This is a genomic window from Pseudomonas sp. SDO52101_S400 (assembly GCF_054071635.1).
On the sequence record NZ_JBSVWF010000036.1, the window covers coordinates 53,156 to 69,380 of the forward strand.

A 16,225-nucleotide genomic window follows, 5' to 3' on the forward strand; every position below is an offset into this window, starting at 1 on the left:
CGTGCGCTGCCTGTGCTCAACGGTACTCCGCCCCCGACAGCGGCGGGTCGCGCCAGAACCGACGCTGCTGACGCATCGACCGGGCCGGCTGGAATCTGCCCAATTGCAGATGAATGGCACCCTGCTCGGCACTGTCATGAATGCGCAGGCCCAGCTTGCGGTAACGGGCGATGACCGTCGAATGCGGATGCCCGAACGAGTTGCCCTGTCCCCGGGAGATCAGCACGTCAATGGGCTGCAAAACCTTGAGCAAGGCCATCGAGGAAGAACTGCGGCTGCCATGGTGGGGGGCTTGCAGCCACTGAGTCGGGACCGCCAGTGCGCTGTTGAGCAAATCCCGTTCGGCAGCGGTGTCGATATCGCCGGTCAGCAGCAACCGCTCACCGTTGGCTTCGATCTGCAGGACGCAGGACCTCTGGTTGCTGTCATGGGCATCGCCCCATTGCCATAAATGAAAGGCGACGCCATCCCACTGCCATTGCCGTCCGCTTTCACAGTCCTCAGCGTTCAGCGCCTCGGGCAGACCCGGCGGATCGCCGCTGATCACCCGACTGACCGGCAATCCTTTTGCCACGGCCAATGCCCCTCCGGCATGGTCGGCGTCTGCATGACTGAGCAGCATCAGATCGAGTCGCTCCACCCCCAGTTTGTGCAAGGCGGGCAAGACCACTCGCTCGCCGACATCGAAGTCACCGAAGCGTGGGCCGCTGTCGTACAGCAATGTGTGGTTACGGGTGCGGATCAGAATCGCCAGCCCCTGGCCGACGTCGAGTTGCCAGACATCCGCTACACCTTCGGCCAGCCGCTCCCGGGGCGGAAATGCCAGCACCAGCAACAACGGCCAGCCCAAAGGTCGCAATGGAACGCCTCGGGGCAGCAATAACAGCAGTGCACCGATGCAACCCAGCGCCAGAGCCCAGCCCGGCATCGATGGCGCAATCCATGCCGGCCAACGCCCGGCGATCAGAGCCAGAGCCTGGAACAATCCGTCGACCAGCCCGCCCGCCAGCCACAACAAACCTTCGCCGACATAGGGAATCGGCAGCAACAAAGTGCCGAGCAACGCCGGCGGGAGCACCGCAAAACTGATCCACGGCACCGCCAGCAGATTGGCCAGTGGTCCGCTGAGGCTGATCGGCAGGCCGAGGATCAGCAACACCGGGCACAGGCCGATCGCGATCAGCCATTGGGCTCGCGTCCAGGTCTGCCACCAGCGCCACGGCCCCAGACGACCGCCGAAAGTGAAAATCAGCACAGCCACCGCCGTGAAGGACAACCACAATCCCGGACGCAGACTGGCCAGTGGGTCCATCAACAACACACCGTTGAAGGCCAGCAGCAACGGCCACCAGGCACCGAGATGACGAAAACGCAATCGCCACAGCAGCACCAGCGCAACCATCAAACAGGCCCGCCGGACCGGCACATCGAATCCAGCCAGCAGCCCGTACCCCAACGCAGCCGCGAATGCGAGGCCGCACGCCCACGGCAGCCATGGCCAACGTAACGGCCATAAACCCAATCGCGCCACCCCGGCGACGACCCCATACATCACTGCCGCCAGCAGACCGATGTGCTGCCCGGAAATCACCAGCAGATGGACAGTGCCGGTGTCCTGCAAAATCTGCCAGTCCTCGCGATCGAGTCCCGAGCCATCGCCGAGCACCAAGGCCGCCAGCGCGGCACCCCGGCCCTGAGTGCCCACTTCCAGCAGACGCTGACGGATGCTGTCCCGCCAGGCCCATTGCGCCACCGCCAGCCGACGGCCGTCTTTCACCGTGCCGGTGGCACCGATGCGCTGGGCCAGCAACCAGGCCTCGTAATCGAAGGTATCGGGATTGAGCAACCCGCCGGGACGCTTGAGTTTGGCCGCCAGCCGCCAGCGCTCACCGCTGTTGACGGGTGGCCCGTCGTACCACGCCAGACGCATCAGCGATGGAAGTTTCTCGTGCCGCGAATGGGCATCGGCCAATTCGAAGCGCACCACCCCATCGCCATTTTGCGGCAGACCGACCACTCGCCCCTCGACCCACCGCGTCTCGCCATCCAGCTTCGATGGCAATCGATCATCCAGCGCCCACTGCGCACCGATGCACGACCAGGCGAAGCCGAACAGCAAAAATGCCAGCGGATAACTGCGAAACGGCAATAGCATCAGCGCCACGACCGGCAGTAAAACCATCAACCCGACCGGCGGCAACGCCGGCAAAAAAACCGGAACCAGCAGACCGATCGCCAGCGCCATCATCCCTGTGCGCATACGCTCGTCCTTGATTGCGACTTTCCAGAAAAGTCTCCCCTCTCAAGGCATAGCGCTTGTTGCCTGGCGCCGTCGTTATCAATTGTCACAAAGTCTGAATGGGCGGTTCGTAGAATCCAGACATACTTGCCGCCTTAACCGACCGAGAAGCCTTATGCCCCGGCGCTTATTCAAACGTTACATGCCCGACCCGACGAGCATCAGGGAACACAAATCCTTACGCTTTCTCGGCACGTTGCTGCATGATCCGAACCTCTGGCACCTCAACCGTCACTCGGTGGCCCGAGCCATGGCCGTCGGCCTGTTCGCTGCGTTCCTGCCGATTCCTGCACAAATGCTGGTGGCAGCAGCACTGGCGGTCACGGTACGCGGCAACATGCCGATTGCCGTCAGCCTGGTCTGGCTGACCAATCCGATCACCATGCCGGCGGTGTTCTACTGCACCTACAAGGCCGGTGCCTGGCTGATGGACATCCCCGCCCGCACCCTGCCGGACTCATTGACCTGGGAGTGGATCAGCGGCGAACTCTCGACCCTGTGGCAACCCTTCCTGCTAGGTTCAGTGGTGGTCGGGCTGGCGCTGGGCGCCCTCGCCTATTGCCTGGTAATGATGTATTGGCGCTGGTGGGTGGCCCGGCAATGGGCACGACGCAAGAAAAGTCGCCGATCCTGAATGCAAAACGGCCTCCGTTGCGGGAGGCCGTTTTTTTATTGCAGGACTGATCGAATCAGGTACGCATCCCGCGCCCGCTCACCAGCAAGCGTGCGCAACCGACATACAGCACCACGGTGGCGACCAGCATGAAGGTGATCGCAATACCGATGCGGATGTCCGAGACCCCCAGGATGCCGTAACGGAAGGCGTTGACCATGTGCAGCACCGGGTTGGCCAGCGACACGGTCTGCCAGAAAGGCGGCAACAAGGTGATCGAGTAGAACACACCACCGAGATAGGTCAGCGGGGTCAGCACGAAGGTCGGGATGATCGAGATGTCATCGAAGTTACGTGCGAATACGGCGTTGATGAAGCCCAGCAGCGAGAAGATCGTCGCTGTCAGCACCACCACCAGCACGGTAACGCCCAGGTGATGCACCTGCAGACTGGTGAAGAACATCGACAGAATCGTCACGATGACGCCGACCATCAGGCCGCGCAGTACGCCGCCGAGGGTGTAGCCGATCAGGATCGTGTGCGGGGACACTGGCGATACCATCAGCTCTTCGATGGAGCGCTGGAACTTGCTGCCGAAGAAACTCGACACCACGTTACCGTAGGAGTTGGTGATCACCGACATCATGATCAGCCCAGGCACGATGTACTCCATGTAGCTGAAGCCGCCCATGCCGCCAATCTGCTTGCCGATCAGGTTGCCGAAAATCACGAAGTACAGAACCATGGTGATCGCCGGCGGCAGCAGCGTCTGCGGCCAGATCCGCGTGAAGCGCCGGACCTCGCGATAAACGATGGTGTTGAGGGCGACGAGGTTGGGGCGCAGCTCGGAACTCATACCGCCACCTTCGACAGATTTTTCTCCACCAGGGACACGAACAGCTCCTCGAGGCGATTGGTTTTATTGCGCAGGCTCAGCACTTCGATGTTCTGCAGGGCCAGTTGGCCGAACAACGCAGTGATGCCCATGGACTTGTCGACCTGGACTTCCAGCGTATGCGCGTCCACCAGACGGGCCGGATAGCCCACCAGTTGCGGCGCTACTGTCAGATCGCTCTTCAGGTCGAGCAGGAAGGTTTCCACATGCAGTTGCCCGAGCAACTGACGCATGCTGGTGTTCTCGACAATGGTGCCGTGGTCAATGATGCCGATGTTGCGGCACAACTGCTCAGCCTCTTCCAGATAGTGCGTGGTGAGGATGATGGTGATGCCTTTCTGGTTCAGTTCGGTGAGGAACGTCCACATCGAACGGCGCAGCTCGATGTCGACGCCGGCAGTCGGTTCGTCGAGGATCAGCAGACGCGGCTCGTGCACCAGCGCTCGGGCGATCATCAGACGACGCTTCATGCCGCCGGACAACGAACGCGACGGCACATCGCGCTTGTCCCACAGGCCGAGCTGGGTCAGGTACTGCTCGGCGCGCGCTCTGGCGATCTTCGCCGGAATGCCGTAATAACCCGCCTGGGTCACGACGATGTCGAAGGTCTTTTCGAACTGGTTGAAGTTGAATTCCTGGGGCACTACGCCAATCGAGCGCTTGAGCGCTGCGGGGTTCTTGTCCAGGTCGTGACCGAAGATATTCACCGTGCCGCTGGTCTTGTTCACCAGGGTCGAAAGAATGCCGATGGTCGTGGATTTGCCGGCGCCGTTAGGGCCGAGCAAAGCGAAAAAGTCACCTTCGGCGACGTCCAGATCGATACCACTCAAGGCCTGGAACCCGTTGCCGTAGGTTTTGGTTAGCTGCCGGATGGACAGAGCGGAACTCATATCGGATTACGCACCAAGAAGAGAAAAAGGACTGAATGACGGCCGGCGGCGAGAGAGACAACCGCGGCGCACAAGCGCAATGGTGCTTGCCGCCGCCGCACAAGTACAGTCAAGTGTGTCGATAGTAGGTATTAAGTCAACGCGGTCATGACGGCTTTTTGATACGCAGGACGCTGTTTCAATCGCGCATACCAGGCCTCCAGATGCGGCATCGGCGCACGCTCGATCGGCATCTCGAACCAGGCATAAATGAAACTGCCGAGCGGAATGTCGCCCATGCCGATTTCAATGCCGGACAGGTATGGCTGATTCTTCAAGGCCTGATCGGCCATGGCCAGCAAGCCTTCGCATTCCTTGATCGCGGCATGGATCGCCGGCCAGTCCTGCTTGGCGGCGGGGGTGCGCAGAACACCCCAGAAAACCGTGCGAAAAGGGCCTGCGAAACTGGACGTGGTCCAGTCCATCCACTTGTCGGCGATCGCGCGGGCCTGCAGATCCGCCGGATACCACGAGGTATTGGCCGCATGCCTGGCCAACAGATAGCGAACGATGGCGTTGGACTCCCACAACACGAAACCGTCGTCTTCGATCACCGGCACCCGACCGTTCGGGTTCATCGCCCGGTACTCCGGTGTGTCGACCACACCGAACGCGCCACCGGCATCGATTGCCTCATAGGCCAACCCGAGTTCTTCGGCAGCCCACAACGGTTTTCTGACATTCGACGAATTCTTGCGACCCCAGATCTTCAGCATGACCGCCTCTTTTCCATTGAGTGGGCGAGCAGCATACGCCGGATCAGAGGCCGCCGACATCACCGCGCATGTCACTGGACAATGGCGTCTGCTGGTCGTTGAACAGGTGCGGATAACATTTCTGCAGGTGTTCGAAGAAAAAAGATTCCGGTACATCGGCGAACTGGCCGTGATCGACCAGGTACTCCATCAGCAGCGCGCCATCGCTGTTGTACGGGTGGAAAACGCTGTCGTTCATGCCGTCGAATTCCAGCGGCGCAACGTTGAACATTTCGCAGAGCTTCTGGTTGAACGCGGGTGTGGCTTTCACCCAGCGATCATTGAGAAACAGCTCGGTATAACCATGCATCGCGAACACTTCGCTTCTCAGCAGTTCAAGCAGACGCGGCGTCGACAGATGATTTTTCACATCCGCCAGACCGATGCGTGCGGGGATCCCGCAATGGCGCGCGCAACCGGCGAGCAACGTGGCCTTGGGCACGCAATAACTTTCACCCGCCGCCAGCGCGTAGCTGCCGCGCAAGGTCTGCGGATCGCGGCTGAAGGTGTACATGTTGTAGCGCACCGCCTCACGCACGGCGTAATAGAGACTGATCGCCTGCGCGCGCGGGTCGCGGCTGGCACCACGGTGCTTTTCGGCGAACTCCACTACCGCGGGGTGGTCACTATCGATGAAGCGGCCGGGACTCAGATATTCGCGCATGACGGCATTCTCCTGGGGGAACCCGGAGTCTAGCGAGAGGATCAGCACAGAGATAACGACGTTTCGGCCAAACATGGACGCAAAGCCGCGGAGTCTGCGAACGATTTCCTACGCGTGTTGCCCACCGAAACTACAAAAGCCATCCAGGGTTTCCCACGAATTCAATCACCTTGCTCTGACCACCCTGTTTTGCAGATGCCGTCTAAGCTCTGGAGGGTCGTTTGCCCTGGTTCACGGAGGATTAAATATGCTGTTGTTGTGGATACTGGTTCTGATCGTCGGCGTGGCGTATCTGGCCCATCGGCGCATCGCCCCGCTACCGGCACTGGGCATCGTCGCGGCTTACCTGCTGGCGATGGGGATTTTCAGCCACGCGCCAGGCTGGTTGCTGCTGATCTTCTGGGTCGTACTGGCCATCGTTGCGGCTCCACTGCTGTTGCCGGATCTGCGCCGCAAACACTTCAGCGCACCGCTGTTCAACTGGTTCCAGAAAACCCTTCCGCCGATGTCGCAGACCGAACGCGATGCGATCGATGCCGGCACGGTGTGGTGGGATGGCGAGCTGTTCAGCGGTCGTCCGGACTGGGACAAACTGCTGTCCTATCCCAAGGCGCAACTGAGCGATGAGGAACAGGCGTTCATTGACGGCCCGACCGAAGAGCTCTGCGCGATGGTCACCGACTGGCAGATCGGCCAGTCGATGGACCTGCCGGCCGAGGCCTGGACCCACATCAAGGAACACGGCTTCTTCGCTCTGATCATTCCCAAGGAGTTCGGCGGCAAGGGTTTCTCTGCCTACGCCCACTCTCAAGTGGCGATGAAACTGGCGACCCGCAGCGGCGACCTCGCCTCCACCGTGATGGTGCCCAACTCCCTCGGTCCGGCGGAACTGCTGCTGCATTACGGTACCGACGAACAACGCAATCATTACCTGCCACGACTGGCCCGGGGCGACGATATTCCATGCTTCGCACTGACCGGCCCGCTCGCCGGTTCCGATGCCGGTGCGATGCCCGACACCGGGATCATCTGCAAAGGCCAGTGGGAAGGACAGGAAACCCTCGGCCTGCGTCTGAACTGGGAAAAGCGCTACATAACCCTCGGCCCGGTCGCGACCTTGCTCGGCCTGGCCTTCAAGGCCTACGACCCGGATCACCTGCTCGGCGATAAAGAAGACCTGGGCATCAGCCTCGCGCTGATCCCGACCGATACCGCCGGTGTTGAAATCGGCCGTCGCCATCTGCCGCTGGGCGCCGCATTCATGAACGGTCCCAACTCCGGCAAAGATGTGTTCATCCCGCTGGACTTCCTCATCGGCGGCCAGGAAATGCTCGGCAAGGGCTGGATGATGCTGATGAATTGCCTGTCGGTCGGGCGTTCGATTTCATTGCCGGCAGTGGGCACCGGCGCGGCCAAGTTCACCAGTCTGGTGACCGGACAGTACGCGCAGATTCGCGAGCAGTTCAATGTCCCGCTGTCGGCATTCGAAGGCATTCAGGAAGCCATGGCGCGCATCGGCGGCAACGCCTGGATGATGGATGCCGCGCGGATGCTGACCGCCAATGCGGTGGATCTGGGCGAGAAGCCCTCGGTGCTGTCGGCGATCCTCAAATACCACCTCACCGAACGCGGTCGCGAGTGCATCAGCCACGCCATGGATGTGCACGGCGGCAAGGCGATCATCATGGGCCCGAACAACTATCTGGGTCGCAGCTGGAACGGCGCGCCGATTTTCATCACGGTGGAAGGCGCGAACATTCTTTCGCGTAACCTGATGATCTTCGGTCAGGGCGCGATCCGCTGCCACCCGTTCGTGCTCAAGGAAATGGCCCTCGCCGGTCGTGAGGACAAGGACCAGGCGCTCAAGGAGTTCGATGGCCTGCTGCTCAAGCACATCGGGTTTGCCGTGAGCAACGCCGCCAGCACGCTGGTGCTGAACCTCGGCTTCGGCCATTTCGAACATGCACCGGGAGACAAGCTCAGCCAGGGCTATTTCCGCGCCCTCAACCGGCAGGCTGCCGCGTTTGCCATGCTCGCCGACCTGAGCATGATGCTGCTGGGCGGCGAACTGAAACGCCGCGAGCGTCTGTCGGCTCGTCTGGGCGATGTGCTGAGCAACCTGTATCTCGCCTCGGCGGCACTCAAGCGTTATCACGACCTTGATTCCCCGGCGTATATGGAACCGTTGTTCAGATGGGCCATGGAGGAAAGCCTCGGCCAGTCGGAAAAGGCCCTGGACGAGCTGCTGACCAACTTCCCGAACCGGGTCTTCGGCTGCCTGTTGCGGGTGATCGTGTTCCCGTTCGGTCGTCGTCACAAAGGCCCGTCGGACAAACTCGGTGCCGAAGTGGCCGGCGTCATCGGTCGGGCCAAGGGCGATCCGGCGCTGGAAGAACTGCTCGCCGGATGCTATCGCCCGCAATCGGCGGACGATGCGGTCGGCGCACTGCAACACGCCTGCGATCAGTTGAACGCCGCACAACCGCTACACAAGAAACTGCACACCTCGCTCAAAAGCGGCCAGGTCAAACCGGTCGCCGGGGAACATGCCATCGATGCAGCACTGGAGGCAGGGGTGCTGCAAGCTGTGGAGGCCCAGACCCTGCGCGATGCCGAAGCGGCTCGACGCAAGGTGATCGATGTCGATGATTTCGACAAGGAGGAACTGAAGCCGGCGGAAGGGAAAGTCCGCTGATCCCTTCAATCAGTGAAAAACGGGCGCAGGCGCTTTATACTCCTGCGCCCGTTTTGCTCTTGAGGACTTATCTCGTGTCCAACGTCGTTGCCGATCATCTGGTTTTGCTCGACCACCTGCGCAGTATCCTGGTCGCCGTAGGTGAGGCCGATCAGGTTCCCGAAGAAAGCCATGCCCTGTTCCTGGAGCGTTTCGACGAACTGCTGGCATCACTGCCGATCGAGCCGATCGAAAGCCAATATCTGGGCCAGGACATTCTGACTCAAGTGATTACCCGCTATCCGCAAATTGCCCACCTGATCCCGCGGGATCTACTTTGGTTCTTCGCTGGCGACTGCCTGCACTACCTGTCCGATGAAGAAATCGACATGTATCAGGCGCTGGAAGAACGCCGCTACGAAGCTGAACAGAACGACGAACCGTTCGACTGGAACCAGGAAAAACAACTGCTGGCGATGTCCGCTCAGGACAGCAAGCACTGATTTTCGCCCGGTAAAAAAAGGCCCGCATGGTGATCCATGCGGGCCTTTTTCATGGGGCTATAGCAGCCCTTCACTCTCGGGCAATTCGTACTCGGCCAAGGCTTTTGAACCACCGCTTTTACCCGGTTTGCTCAATGTCGGTTCCTTCTCCAGGCACTCCACCAGATAGTCGATGAATACCCGCAACTTCGGCGGCAGATATCGCGTCGGCGAGTGCAGCAGCCACAATCCACCGTGGTACGACGCCAGGAATGTCCAGTCCGGCAGGACTTGCACGATCAGTCCTTGTTCCAAGGCATAGCGCGCCGTGAAATACGGCAGGCTGCCAATACCGATGTGCTGCAACACTGCGCCCAGACGCACGCCCGTGTGATTGGCGGCATACCGTCCCCGAACCCCGACCGTCACCGCTTTGCTGCCCTGCTTGAACTTCCAGCGTGCATCGCTCGGGGTTTCACCCAAATAGATGCAGCTGTGATTGAGCAAGTCATGGGGATGAGTCGGCGTGCCATGTTCGGCCAGATACTGCGGCGTCGCGCAGAGTAAATGGTCGATGGTCAGCAACTGCCGCCCGACCAGTCCCGCCGGCGGCCGCTCCGTGATGCGAATCGCCAGGTCGACATGATCGTCGATCAGATCCACTTGCCGGTCCTCCAGCAACAACTCCACATCAACCTTTGGATATCGACGCAGAAACTCCGGCATGTGCGGATGAATCACGAAGCGTCCGACCGCTTTCGGCACGCTGACCCGCACCAGCCCCTCGGCCTCGTGGGTGAACTGACCGCTGATTTCCATCACCGACCTGGCGGCGCTGACCATCTCCTGACAGCGCTTGAACACCTCTTCCCCGCCATCGCTCAAGCGCAACTTGCGCGTGGTCCGTTGCAGCAGCCGCGTGGCCAATGCCTTCTCCAGCCGGGAAATACTGCGGCTCACCGCTGAAGGCGAAGAGCCCAATTGGCGAGCGGCTTCGGAGAAGCTGCCGGTCTCCACGACCTTGACGAAAATCGCCATTTCACCGAGCAGCGGCAGAGGGAGATTTATGCTCACAGCGCAACAGTCCTTTGATGTTTGAACGGATTATCACGTTATTGCACGATTCATATAATTAAAAAAGAAACTTTAATAAGGGCATGGAATATGACGCTTCGCCTCTTTTTCCATAGTGATGACCTCAAGGCCAATGTGGAAGTCCTCGACTGCACGCCCCACGAGAACGAATTCGCCGTGGTGCTGCGCGCCACCCTGTTTCACCCGCAAGGTGGCGGGCAGCCTTGCGACACGGGCTGGATCGGCGACAGCCAGGTCCTGCGTGTCGTACAGGAGCCTGATCGAATCATCCATTTCGTCGATCAGCCCGTACCACTGGGCATGACTCAGATTCGCGTCGATGAACAGCGTCGACGCTTCAATACTCGCATGCACTCCGCCGGGCATTTGATCGGCCACTTTGTCCAGGCCATGGGCTGGATGCCGATCAAGGCACACCACTGGCCGGACGAAGGCCGGGTGCAATTCAAACCCGGGGATTCGGCTCAGGAAGTCGATGCGCAAACCGTTCAATACGGCATCGGGCAATGGATCGAACACGATCTGCCTCGCCTGACGTCCCTGCGCGAAGGCGCGCGGGAAATCGGATTCGGTGAACTGCCAGCCTACGGCTGCGGTGGCACCCATGTACGCAGCCTGAAGGATCTGGGCACAGTCACGATCGCGTCCCTTTCGCAGAAGAAGGGCACGTTGTCCGTCCACTACAACGTGGATTGAGGATTTCGGGCGCTGCCAGATGCAGCGTCCGACGCCGGGGGAACCGCATTCGCCGGTTCCGTTGACTACTCGTTAGATGGACCTGAAACCATGATGCTTGACGTCGAGCGTCTCGATGAGACGTGCATAAAAAAACTGGCCAACGAAGAAGTCCTCGCCATCCGTGTCAAAGGCTTTTTGCCTGAAGACCAGGCGATCCGGATTGGCGACAAGATCCTCGCCCCCGGCTTCGAGGGGTACATCAACGCCCCCAGCATTGGCCGCATCGGCATGGCGTTCTACGAAGCGGAAAACCAGCCGTTGCTGATCGAGGATTACTTCGAACGCGCCACCAGCAATATCGCCGAACTGCGTAACCGCTGCGCGCCCTACTCGTCGCCAATCGACACTTTGCGCTGCATGTTCGACGAATCCTGGCCGGCGGGCGCCCATCTGGAAAACCTGTACGGACGCAAGATGTACGTGGGTCTGTCACGGGTGGTCAAACCCGGCGTGTGCTTTCTTGCCCATCACGACATCTTCGCCAAAGACGCTCCCGAGAGTTTTCAGGCCCGCAGTCTGGAGGCGCAATTCGCCTGCAACGTGTACCTGAACATGCCCACCGAGGGCGGCGCGTTGCAGGTGTGGGAAGACGATATTTCACCGGACCGGTTCGACGAAATGCGCGGCGACAGCTATGGCATCGACCCGGCGCTGCTCGGCCCGCCAGCCCTCGAAGTACGCCCGGAACCGGGGGATTTCATCATGTTCAATTCGCGTCGCATGCACTCGGTGACGCCGGGCGTGGCAGATCCGCGCTTGAGTCTTTCTTTTTTTGTCGGCTATCGCGGCAATGCTTCACCCCTGACTTTCTGGAGCTGAGATGACATCGAATTACCTTGGCGAGTTTCTGGCGCTGGCCACCATCCACTTTCTGGCCGTGGTCGCTCCCGGCCCGGACTTCGCCGTGACCATCCGCCAGAGTGTGCGTTTCGGTCGGCTGGTCGGCATCTGTACCGCATTGGGCATCGGCGCCGGGATTTCCGTACACGTGCTGTACACCCTGCTGGGCGTCGGTGCGTTGATGCACACCACGCCCTGGCTGCTGACGGTGGCCAAGGTCGTAGGTGGCGCCTACATTTTTTACCTCGGTATCAGCCTGATCCGCAGCAAACCCAAGACAACGCTGGAAGGCGAAAAGACAACTGACGAACCGCTGGTCGAACAGTCGCTGTTCAAGGCGTTCTCCACCGGCTTCCTGACCAATGCCACCAACCCCAAGGCCACGCTGTTTTTCCTGGCGATCTTCACCACGATCATCAGCGCCAGCACTCCGCTGCAAATTCAGGCCCTGTACGGACTGTGGATGTGCGGCGTGAACGCGTTGTGGTTCGTGATCGTTGCGCTGTTCTTTTCAAGCAGCAAAGTGCGGGTGCTGTTCATGCGCATGGGCCATTGGTTCGAACGCAGCATGGGGGTGATTTTGATCCTGTTTGCCGGGCGACTGGTGTTGTCGATGTAACTGCGCTGACCGGAGAAGCCCGGTCCAGACGAATTGGACGGGTTTTTTCGATTCTGCGCCGCTTTTGCATTTCTGTGCGACGCGTCCCACTTCAGGGGCTCCCCTATCAATCGCTTGTGGTGTTAGTTTGCGAAACCGTCTGACGCATCGATCAGATACTTCCTACTCACCGCCTGCAAAGGAATGCCCATAGCAATGGACTTTTCACTCAAGCAACTGGCCGCGTCGACCCTGATTCTGGCCAGTCTTTCGTCCGTGACACTGCCAGCACACGCCAACATCACACCGCAGCAAAGCGCGACCATCCTCAAGACATTCAGTGATGCAAAGGTCAGCGATTTCCGCCAGTTCCTCGGTGATTTGGCCAAGAGCGATTTGAGCAAGACCGACGACCTGCGCCCGTCCATCAGCGCGTTTCTCGACAACAAGACGCTGACCGCTGAACAGCAAAATGAAATCTATCGCCTGCTCGGCCTCTACACTCGGGCGAAATACGGCAAGGCCGCCCTCGAAACCCTGCGCGAACTGGTGGAAATCCCGACCGACCGCAAGGAAGGTGTTGCCCAGCACGAGAATCCTGAATTCATCAAGATTGCCGCCAAGATCAAGAGCCTGGCCGAATCCTTTGGTCTGAACTATCGAAACGTCGACAACCGCGTCTACGAAATCTCCCTCGACGGCAGCGGCAAGGAAGTCGTGGGCATTCACGCTCACGCTGACGTGGTCCCAGTGACTCCGGAAAACTGGGTGCTGAAGGACGGCACCAAACTCGACCCGTTCAAGGTCACGTTGATCGGCGACCGCATGTATGGCCGCGGCACCGAGGACGACAAGAACGGCATCGTGGTGACGCTGTATGCCATGAAGGTCATCAAGGAAGAAAAGCTGCCGCTGGCTCGCAATTTCAAACTGCTGGTGGACACCACCGAAGAAACCACTGGCGACGCGATTCCTTACTACTTCGAGCGCAACCCGACGCCCGAGTACAATCTGGCGCTGGATGGCGGTTACCCGGTGGTGATTGCCGAGAAAGGCTACGGCACGGTCATGGCCAAATTTGCCAAACGCAAGGCCGAGGGCAAAGGCGCGGAAATCATCTCGATGACCGGCGGCATGGCGACCAACCAGATTCCATCGGTTTCGCTCGTCACCCTGGTAACAGACAAACCGGCCGAACTGGCCGCCAGCTTGCAAAAGGCAGGTACCGAATACGCCAAACGCAACGGCGGCGATTTCGAAGTCACTGCCAAAGTCGATGGCAAGGACGTCAAACTCAGCGTAACCGGCGTTTCCGCGCACTCCTCCGAACCGGAATCCGGCGTCAACCCGGTCGCCCGCATGCTGGACTTCATCCACAGTGTGGATGGCAAAATCGCGTTCAAACACAACCACATCACCGATGCTGCCCGCTACGCCGCCGACAACTGGGGCCTGGACTACAAGGGTGGCAAGCTGGGCGTCGGTTTCGCCGATGACTTCATGGGTCCGCTGACCACATCGCTGACCTACGTCGGCATGGATGACAAGACGTTCAAACTCGCGGTCAACCTGCGCGTACCGAAGGGCAAGTCACCGGAAGTGCTCAAGACCGAAATCGCCGACAAACTGGCCGCCTGGAGCAAGAAAACCCACGTCGCGGTCAACTTCGATTACTCGATCGCCGAGCCGATGTACCGCAATCCTGAGGGCGAGTGGGTCAAGGCGCTACTGGCCGTGTCCACTGAAAACCTGGGCATGAAACACGAGTTTGGCACCTCTGCCGGCGCCACCTCGGTGCATGAACTGCCTAACGGCGTGCAATTCGGCCTGGCCCGACCAGAAGTCAAATACACCGGCCACACCGACGGCGAGTTCAAGACCGTTGACCAGTTCCTGCTGGACCTGCAGATCGTCACGGAAATGATGGGCCGGATCGGACAACTGCCGAAGCTGTGACCCCTGTTTCGCCGCCGCGATAAGCAAAAGGCCCGTCAGTGTTCACCGACGGGCCTTTTCATATCAGCCGGCAGCCGATATATCGATCCGACTGCGCAGGAAAAACCGCCCTCCCATCAAGACCATCGCCAGGGTCAACGCGCTGATCAACCCCAACCAGATGCCTTGCGGCCCCCACCCCAGACCGAACGCCATCAGGCATCCCAGCGGCAAGCCGACACCCCAATAACAGAAAATCGCCAGCCACATGGGGACCCTCGTATCTTGCAGGCCTCGTAATGCCCCGGCGCACAACATCTGCAATCCATCGGGAAACTGCAAAGCCGCGGCGTACAGCAGAAGCGTCGAAGCGAGTGCGGTAACAGCCACATCCGCGCTGTACCAGCCAGCGATCGCTTCGTTGCCCAGCAGCATGGTCAGCACCGACAGACTTTGCGCGATCAAGACGATGACACCGCCCGCCCATGCAGCCTGCCGGACACCCTTGTAGTCCCCGCGCCCCAGCGCATGACCGACCCGGACCGTGGTGGCCTCAGCCACAGCAACCGGGATCATGAAACACAACTGCGCCAGGTTTACCGCGATCTGATGAGCCGCCAGAAAAGTCGAACCGAGGCGGCCAATCAGTAACGAGGTGACAATGAAAAGACTGCCCTGGGTCAGGATTGCGACGCCGATCGGCAGCCCGACCTTCAACAAATCAACGATACCGGCAAGGCGCGGCGGGTCAAAACGGACGAACAGCTGCAAATGCGCCAGGCGCTTCCCACGCCAGAGGTACACAGCGAACAGCAACGCTTGTAGCCACATCATCAGTGCCGAAGCGATGCCCAGGCCCTCTGCCCCCATTTCTGCAAAACCCAACTTGCCATTGGTCAGCACATAGCCCAACGGTGCCAGCAACAAGAGCCCACCAAAACTGAAGAGCATCGTCGGGCGCATCCAATGCATCCCTTCGCACAGATAGCGCATGCAGAAAAACAGGGTCAGCGCAGGACTTCCCCAGCGAACAGCCTGCAGAAAGGCCTGCGCTCCCGGAATAATTTCCGGTGCAATCCCGGCAGGTGCGAGCAGAAGAGGCGCAAGGCTGAGAAAACCGAACATCAGCCCTCCCATGAACAGCGCCAACCACAGGGCCTGGCGAAAGATCGGGCCGATCTCGTCTGCTCGCTCCGCGCCGTGTAAACGCGCAACTGAAGCGGTCAGCGCAATCAATGTCCCGATCGGCACCAGCATCGGCAGCCATAACAGCGCAGTGCCTAGCGTGACGGCCGCCAGGGTTTCGGTGCCATGATTGCCGGCGATGAGGTTGTCCACGAAAGCGATCAGCCCCGCGCAAAGGTGCCCGATGACCAATGGAAGCGACAGTAATGCGGTTGCTCGTATCTCGCGCAGGGCTCCATAACGGGGGATTGTTCGTGACATAAAGGTGAGATCCTCGAAATCGGCCAACCCGATCCAGCCGCGATGGCCGACGGGGTGGTTGTTATCTCAGAATCAGTTGTGGACTGGCTGTCAGACGCTTCTGCGAATCACAGTTTCGCTGTAGGAAACTTGTAACAGAGAGCGGCAAACACAAAAAACGCGCATACAAAAACGCCGCTCATCACTGAGCGGCGTTTTTGTTGAATATGGAGCGGGAAACGAGACTCGAACTCGCGACCCCGACCTTGGCAAGGTCGTGCTC

General features: G+C 60.0%; 14 protein-coding genes. 7 read left to right on the plus strand and 7 right to left on the minus strand.

The genetic code is table 11. The features are described 5' to 3' along the window. Window positions 1-16 precede the first annotated feature (16 nt). Window positions 17-2,260 (minus strand): DNA internalization-related competence protein ComEC/Rec2, encoded by a 2,244-nt coding sequence (locus ACW9HX_RS18725; protein ID WP_457381730.1) that lies wholly within the window; start codon window positions 2,258-2,260, stop codon window positions 17-19. Window positions 2,261-2,414: 154 nt separating this feature from the next. On the opposite strand from ACW9HX_RS18725, the gene ACW9HX_RS18730 reads away from it, so the two are divergent. Further along, on the plus strand, window positions 2,415-2,933 hold the full coding sequence (locus ACW9HX_RS18730) for a DUF2062 domain-containing protein (RefSeq protein ID WP_457381731.1): 519 nt from the start codon (window positions 2,415-2,417) through the stop codon (window positions 2,931-2,933). Window positions 2,934-2,988: 55 nt separating this feature from the next. On the opposite strand, the gene ACW9HX_RS18735 is transcribed toward ACW9HX_RS18730, so the two are convergent. The 4 genes from ACW9HX_RS18735 to ACW9HX_RS18750 form a co-directional block, all read right to left on the minus strand. Next, on the minus strand, window positions 2,989-3,768 hold the full coding sequence (locus ACW9HX_RS18735) for an ABC transporter permease (protein ID WP_457381732.1): 780 nt from the start codon (window positions 3,766-3,768) through the stop codon (window positions 2,989-2,991). Beyond that, window positions 3,765-4,697, minus strand: coding sequence for an ABC transporter ATP-binding protein (locus ACW9HX_RS18740; protein WP_457381733.1), 933 nt, complete (start codon window positions 4,695-4,697; stop codon window positions 3,765-3,767). The genes ACW9HX_RS18735 and ACW9HX_RS18740 overlap by 4 nt, the downstream gene beginning before the upstream one ends. A gap of 131 nt (window positions 4,698-4,828) precedes the next feature. Then, complete coding sequence (locus ACW9HX_RS18745; protein ID WP_457381734.1) at window positions 4,829-5,452, minus strand: glutathione S-transferase family protein; 624 nt, start codon at window positions 5,450-5,452, stop codon at window positions 4,829-4,831. Window positions 5,453-5,495: 43 nt separating this feature from the next. After that, complete coding sequence (locus ACW9HX_RS18750) at window positions 5,496-6,155, minus strand: transglutaminase-like domain-containing protein (RefSeq protein WP_457381735.1); 660 nt, start codon at window positions 6,153-6,155, stop codon at window positions 5,496-5,498. A 247-nt stretch (window positions 6,156-6,402) separates the two neighbouring features. Between ACW9HX_RS18750 and ACW9HX_RS18755 the strand changes: the two genes are divergently transcribed. Next, window positions 6,403-8,850 (plus strand): acyl-CoA dehydrogenase, encoded by a 2,448-nt coding sequence (locus ACW9HX_RS18755; RefSeq protein ID WP_457381736.1) that lies wholly within the window; start codon window positions 6,403-6,405, stop codon window positions 8,848-8,850. A 74-nt stretch (window positions 8,851-8,924) separates the two neighbouring features. Beyond that, a complete protein-coding gene (locus ACW9HX_RS18760) occupies window positions 8,925-9,332 on the plus strand; it encodes a PA2817 family protein (RefSeq protein WP_007950758.1) in 408 nt (135 codons plus the stop codon). 57 nt (window positions 9,333-9,389) lie between these two features. Here ACW9HX_RS18760 and ACW9HX_RS18765 read toward each other — a convergent pair whose 3' ends face one another. Beyond that, window positions 9,390-10,385 carry a LysR family transcriptional regulator gene (locus ACW9HX_RS18765; RefSeq protein ID WP_457381737.1) on the minus strand — a complete coding sequence of 332 codons (996 nt, stop codon included), beginning with the start codon at window positions 10,383-10,385 and terminating at the stop codon, window positions 9,390-9,392. 90 nt (window positions 10,386-10,475) lie between these two features. Here ACW9HX_RS18765 and ACW9HX_RS18770 point away from each other — a divergent pair, with 90 nt between their 5' ends. The 4 genes from ACW9HX_RS18770 to ACW9HX_RS18785 all read left to right on the plus strand — a co-directional run bounded on the left by ACW9HX_RS18770 (window position 10,476) and on the right by ACW9HX_RS18785 (window position 14,538). Further along, window positions 10,476-11,102: an alanyl-tRNA editing protein gene (locus ACW9HX_RS18770; protein ID WP_457381738.1), complete on the plus strand. Its 627-nt coding sequence runs from the start codon at window positions 10,476-10,478 to the stop codon at window positions 11,100-11,102. A gap of 90 nt (window positions 11,103-11,192) precedes the next feature. Beyond that, window positions 11,193-11,963: a 2OG-Fe(II) oxygenase gene (locus ACW9HX_RS18775; protein WP_457381739.1), complete on the plus strand. Its 771-nt coding sequence runs from the start codon at window positions 11,193-11,195 to the stop codon at window positions 11,961-11,963. A 1-nt stretch (window position 11,964) separates the two neighbouring features. Next, window positions 11,965-12,603, plus strand: coding sequence for a LysE family translocator (locus tag ACW9HX_RS18780; protein ID WP_457381740.1), 639 nt, complete (start codon window positions 11,965-11,967; stop codon window positions 12,601-12,603). Window positions 12,604-12,798: 195 nt separating this feature from the next. Continuing rightward, the gene (locus ACW9HX_RS18785; RefSeq protein WP_457381741.1) at window positions 12,799-14,538 is read left to right on the plus strand and encodes a dipeptidase; all 1,740 of its coding nucleotides are present in this window, start codon (window positions 12,799-12,801) and stop codon (window positions 14,536-14,538) included. 63 nt (window positions 14,539-14,601) lie between these two features. On the opposite strand, the gene ACW9HX_RS18790 is transcribed toward ACW9HX_RS18785, so the two are convergent. Continuing rightward, window positions 14,602-15,990 (minus strand): MATE family efflux transporter, encoded by a 1,389-nt coding sequence (locus ACW9HX_RS18790; protein ID WP_457381742.1) that lies wholly within the window; start codon window positions 15,988-15,990, stop codon window positions 14,602-14,604. Window positions 15,991-16,225 lie beyond the last annotated feature (235 nt).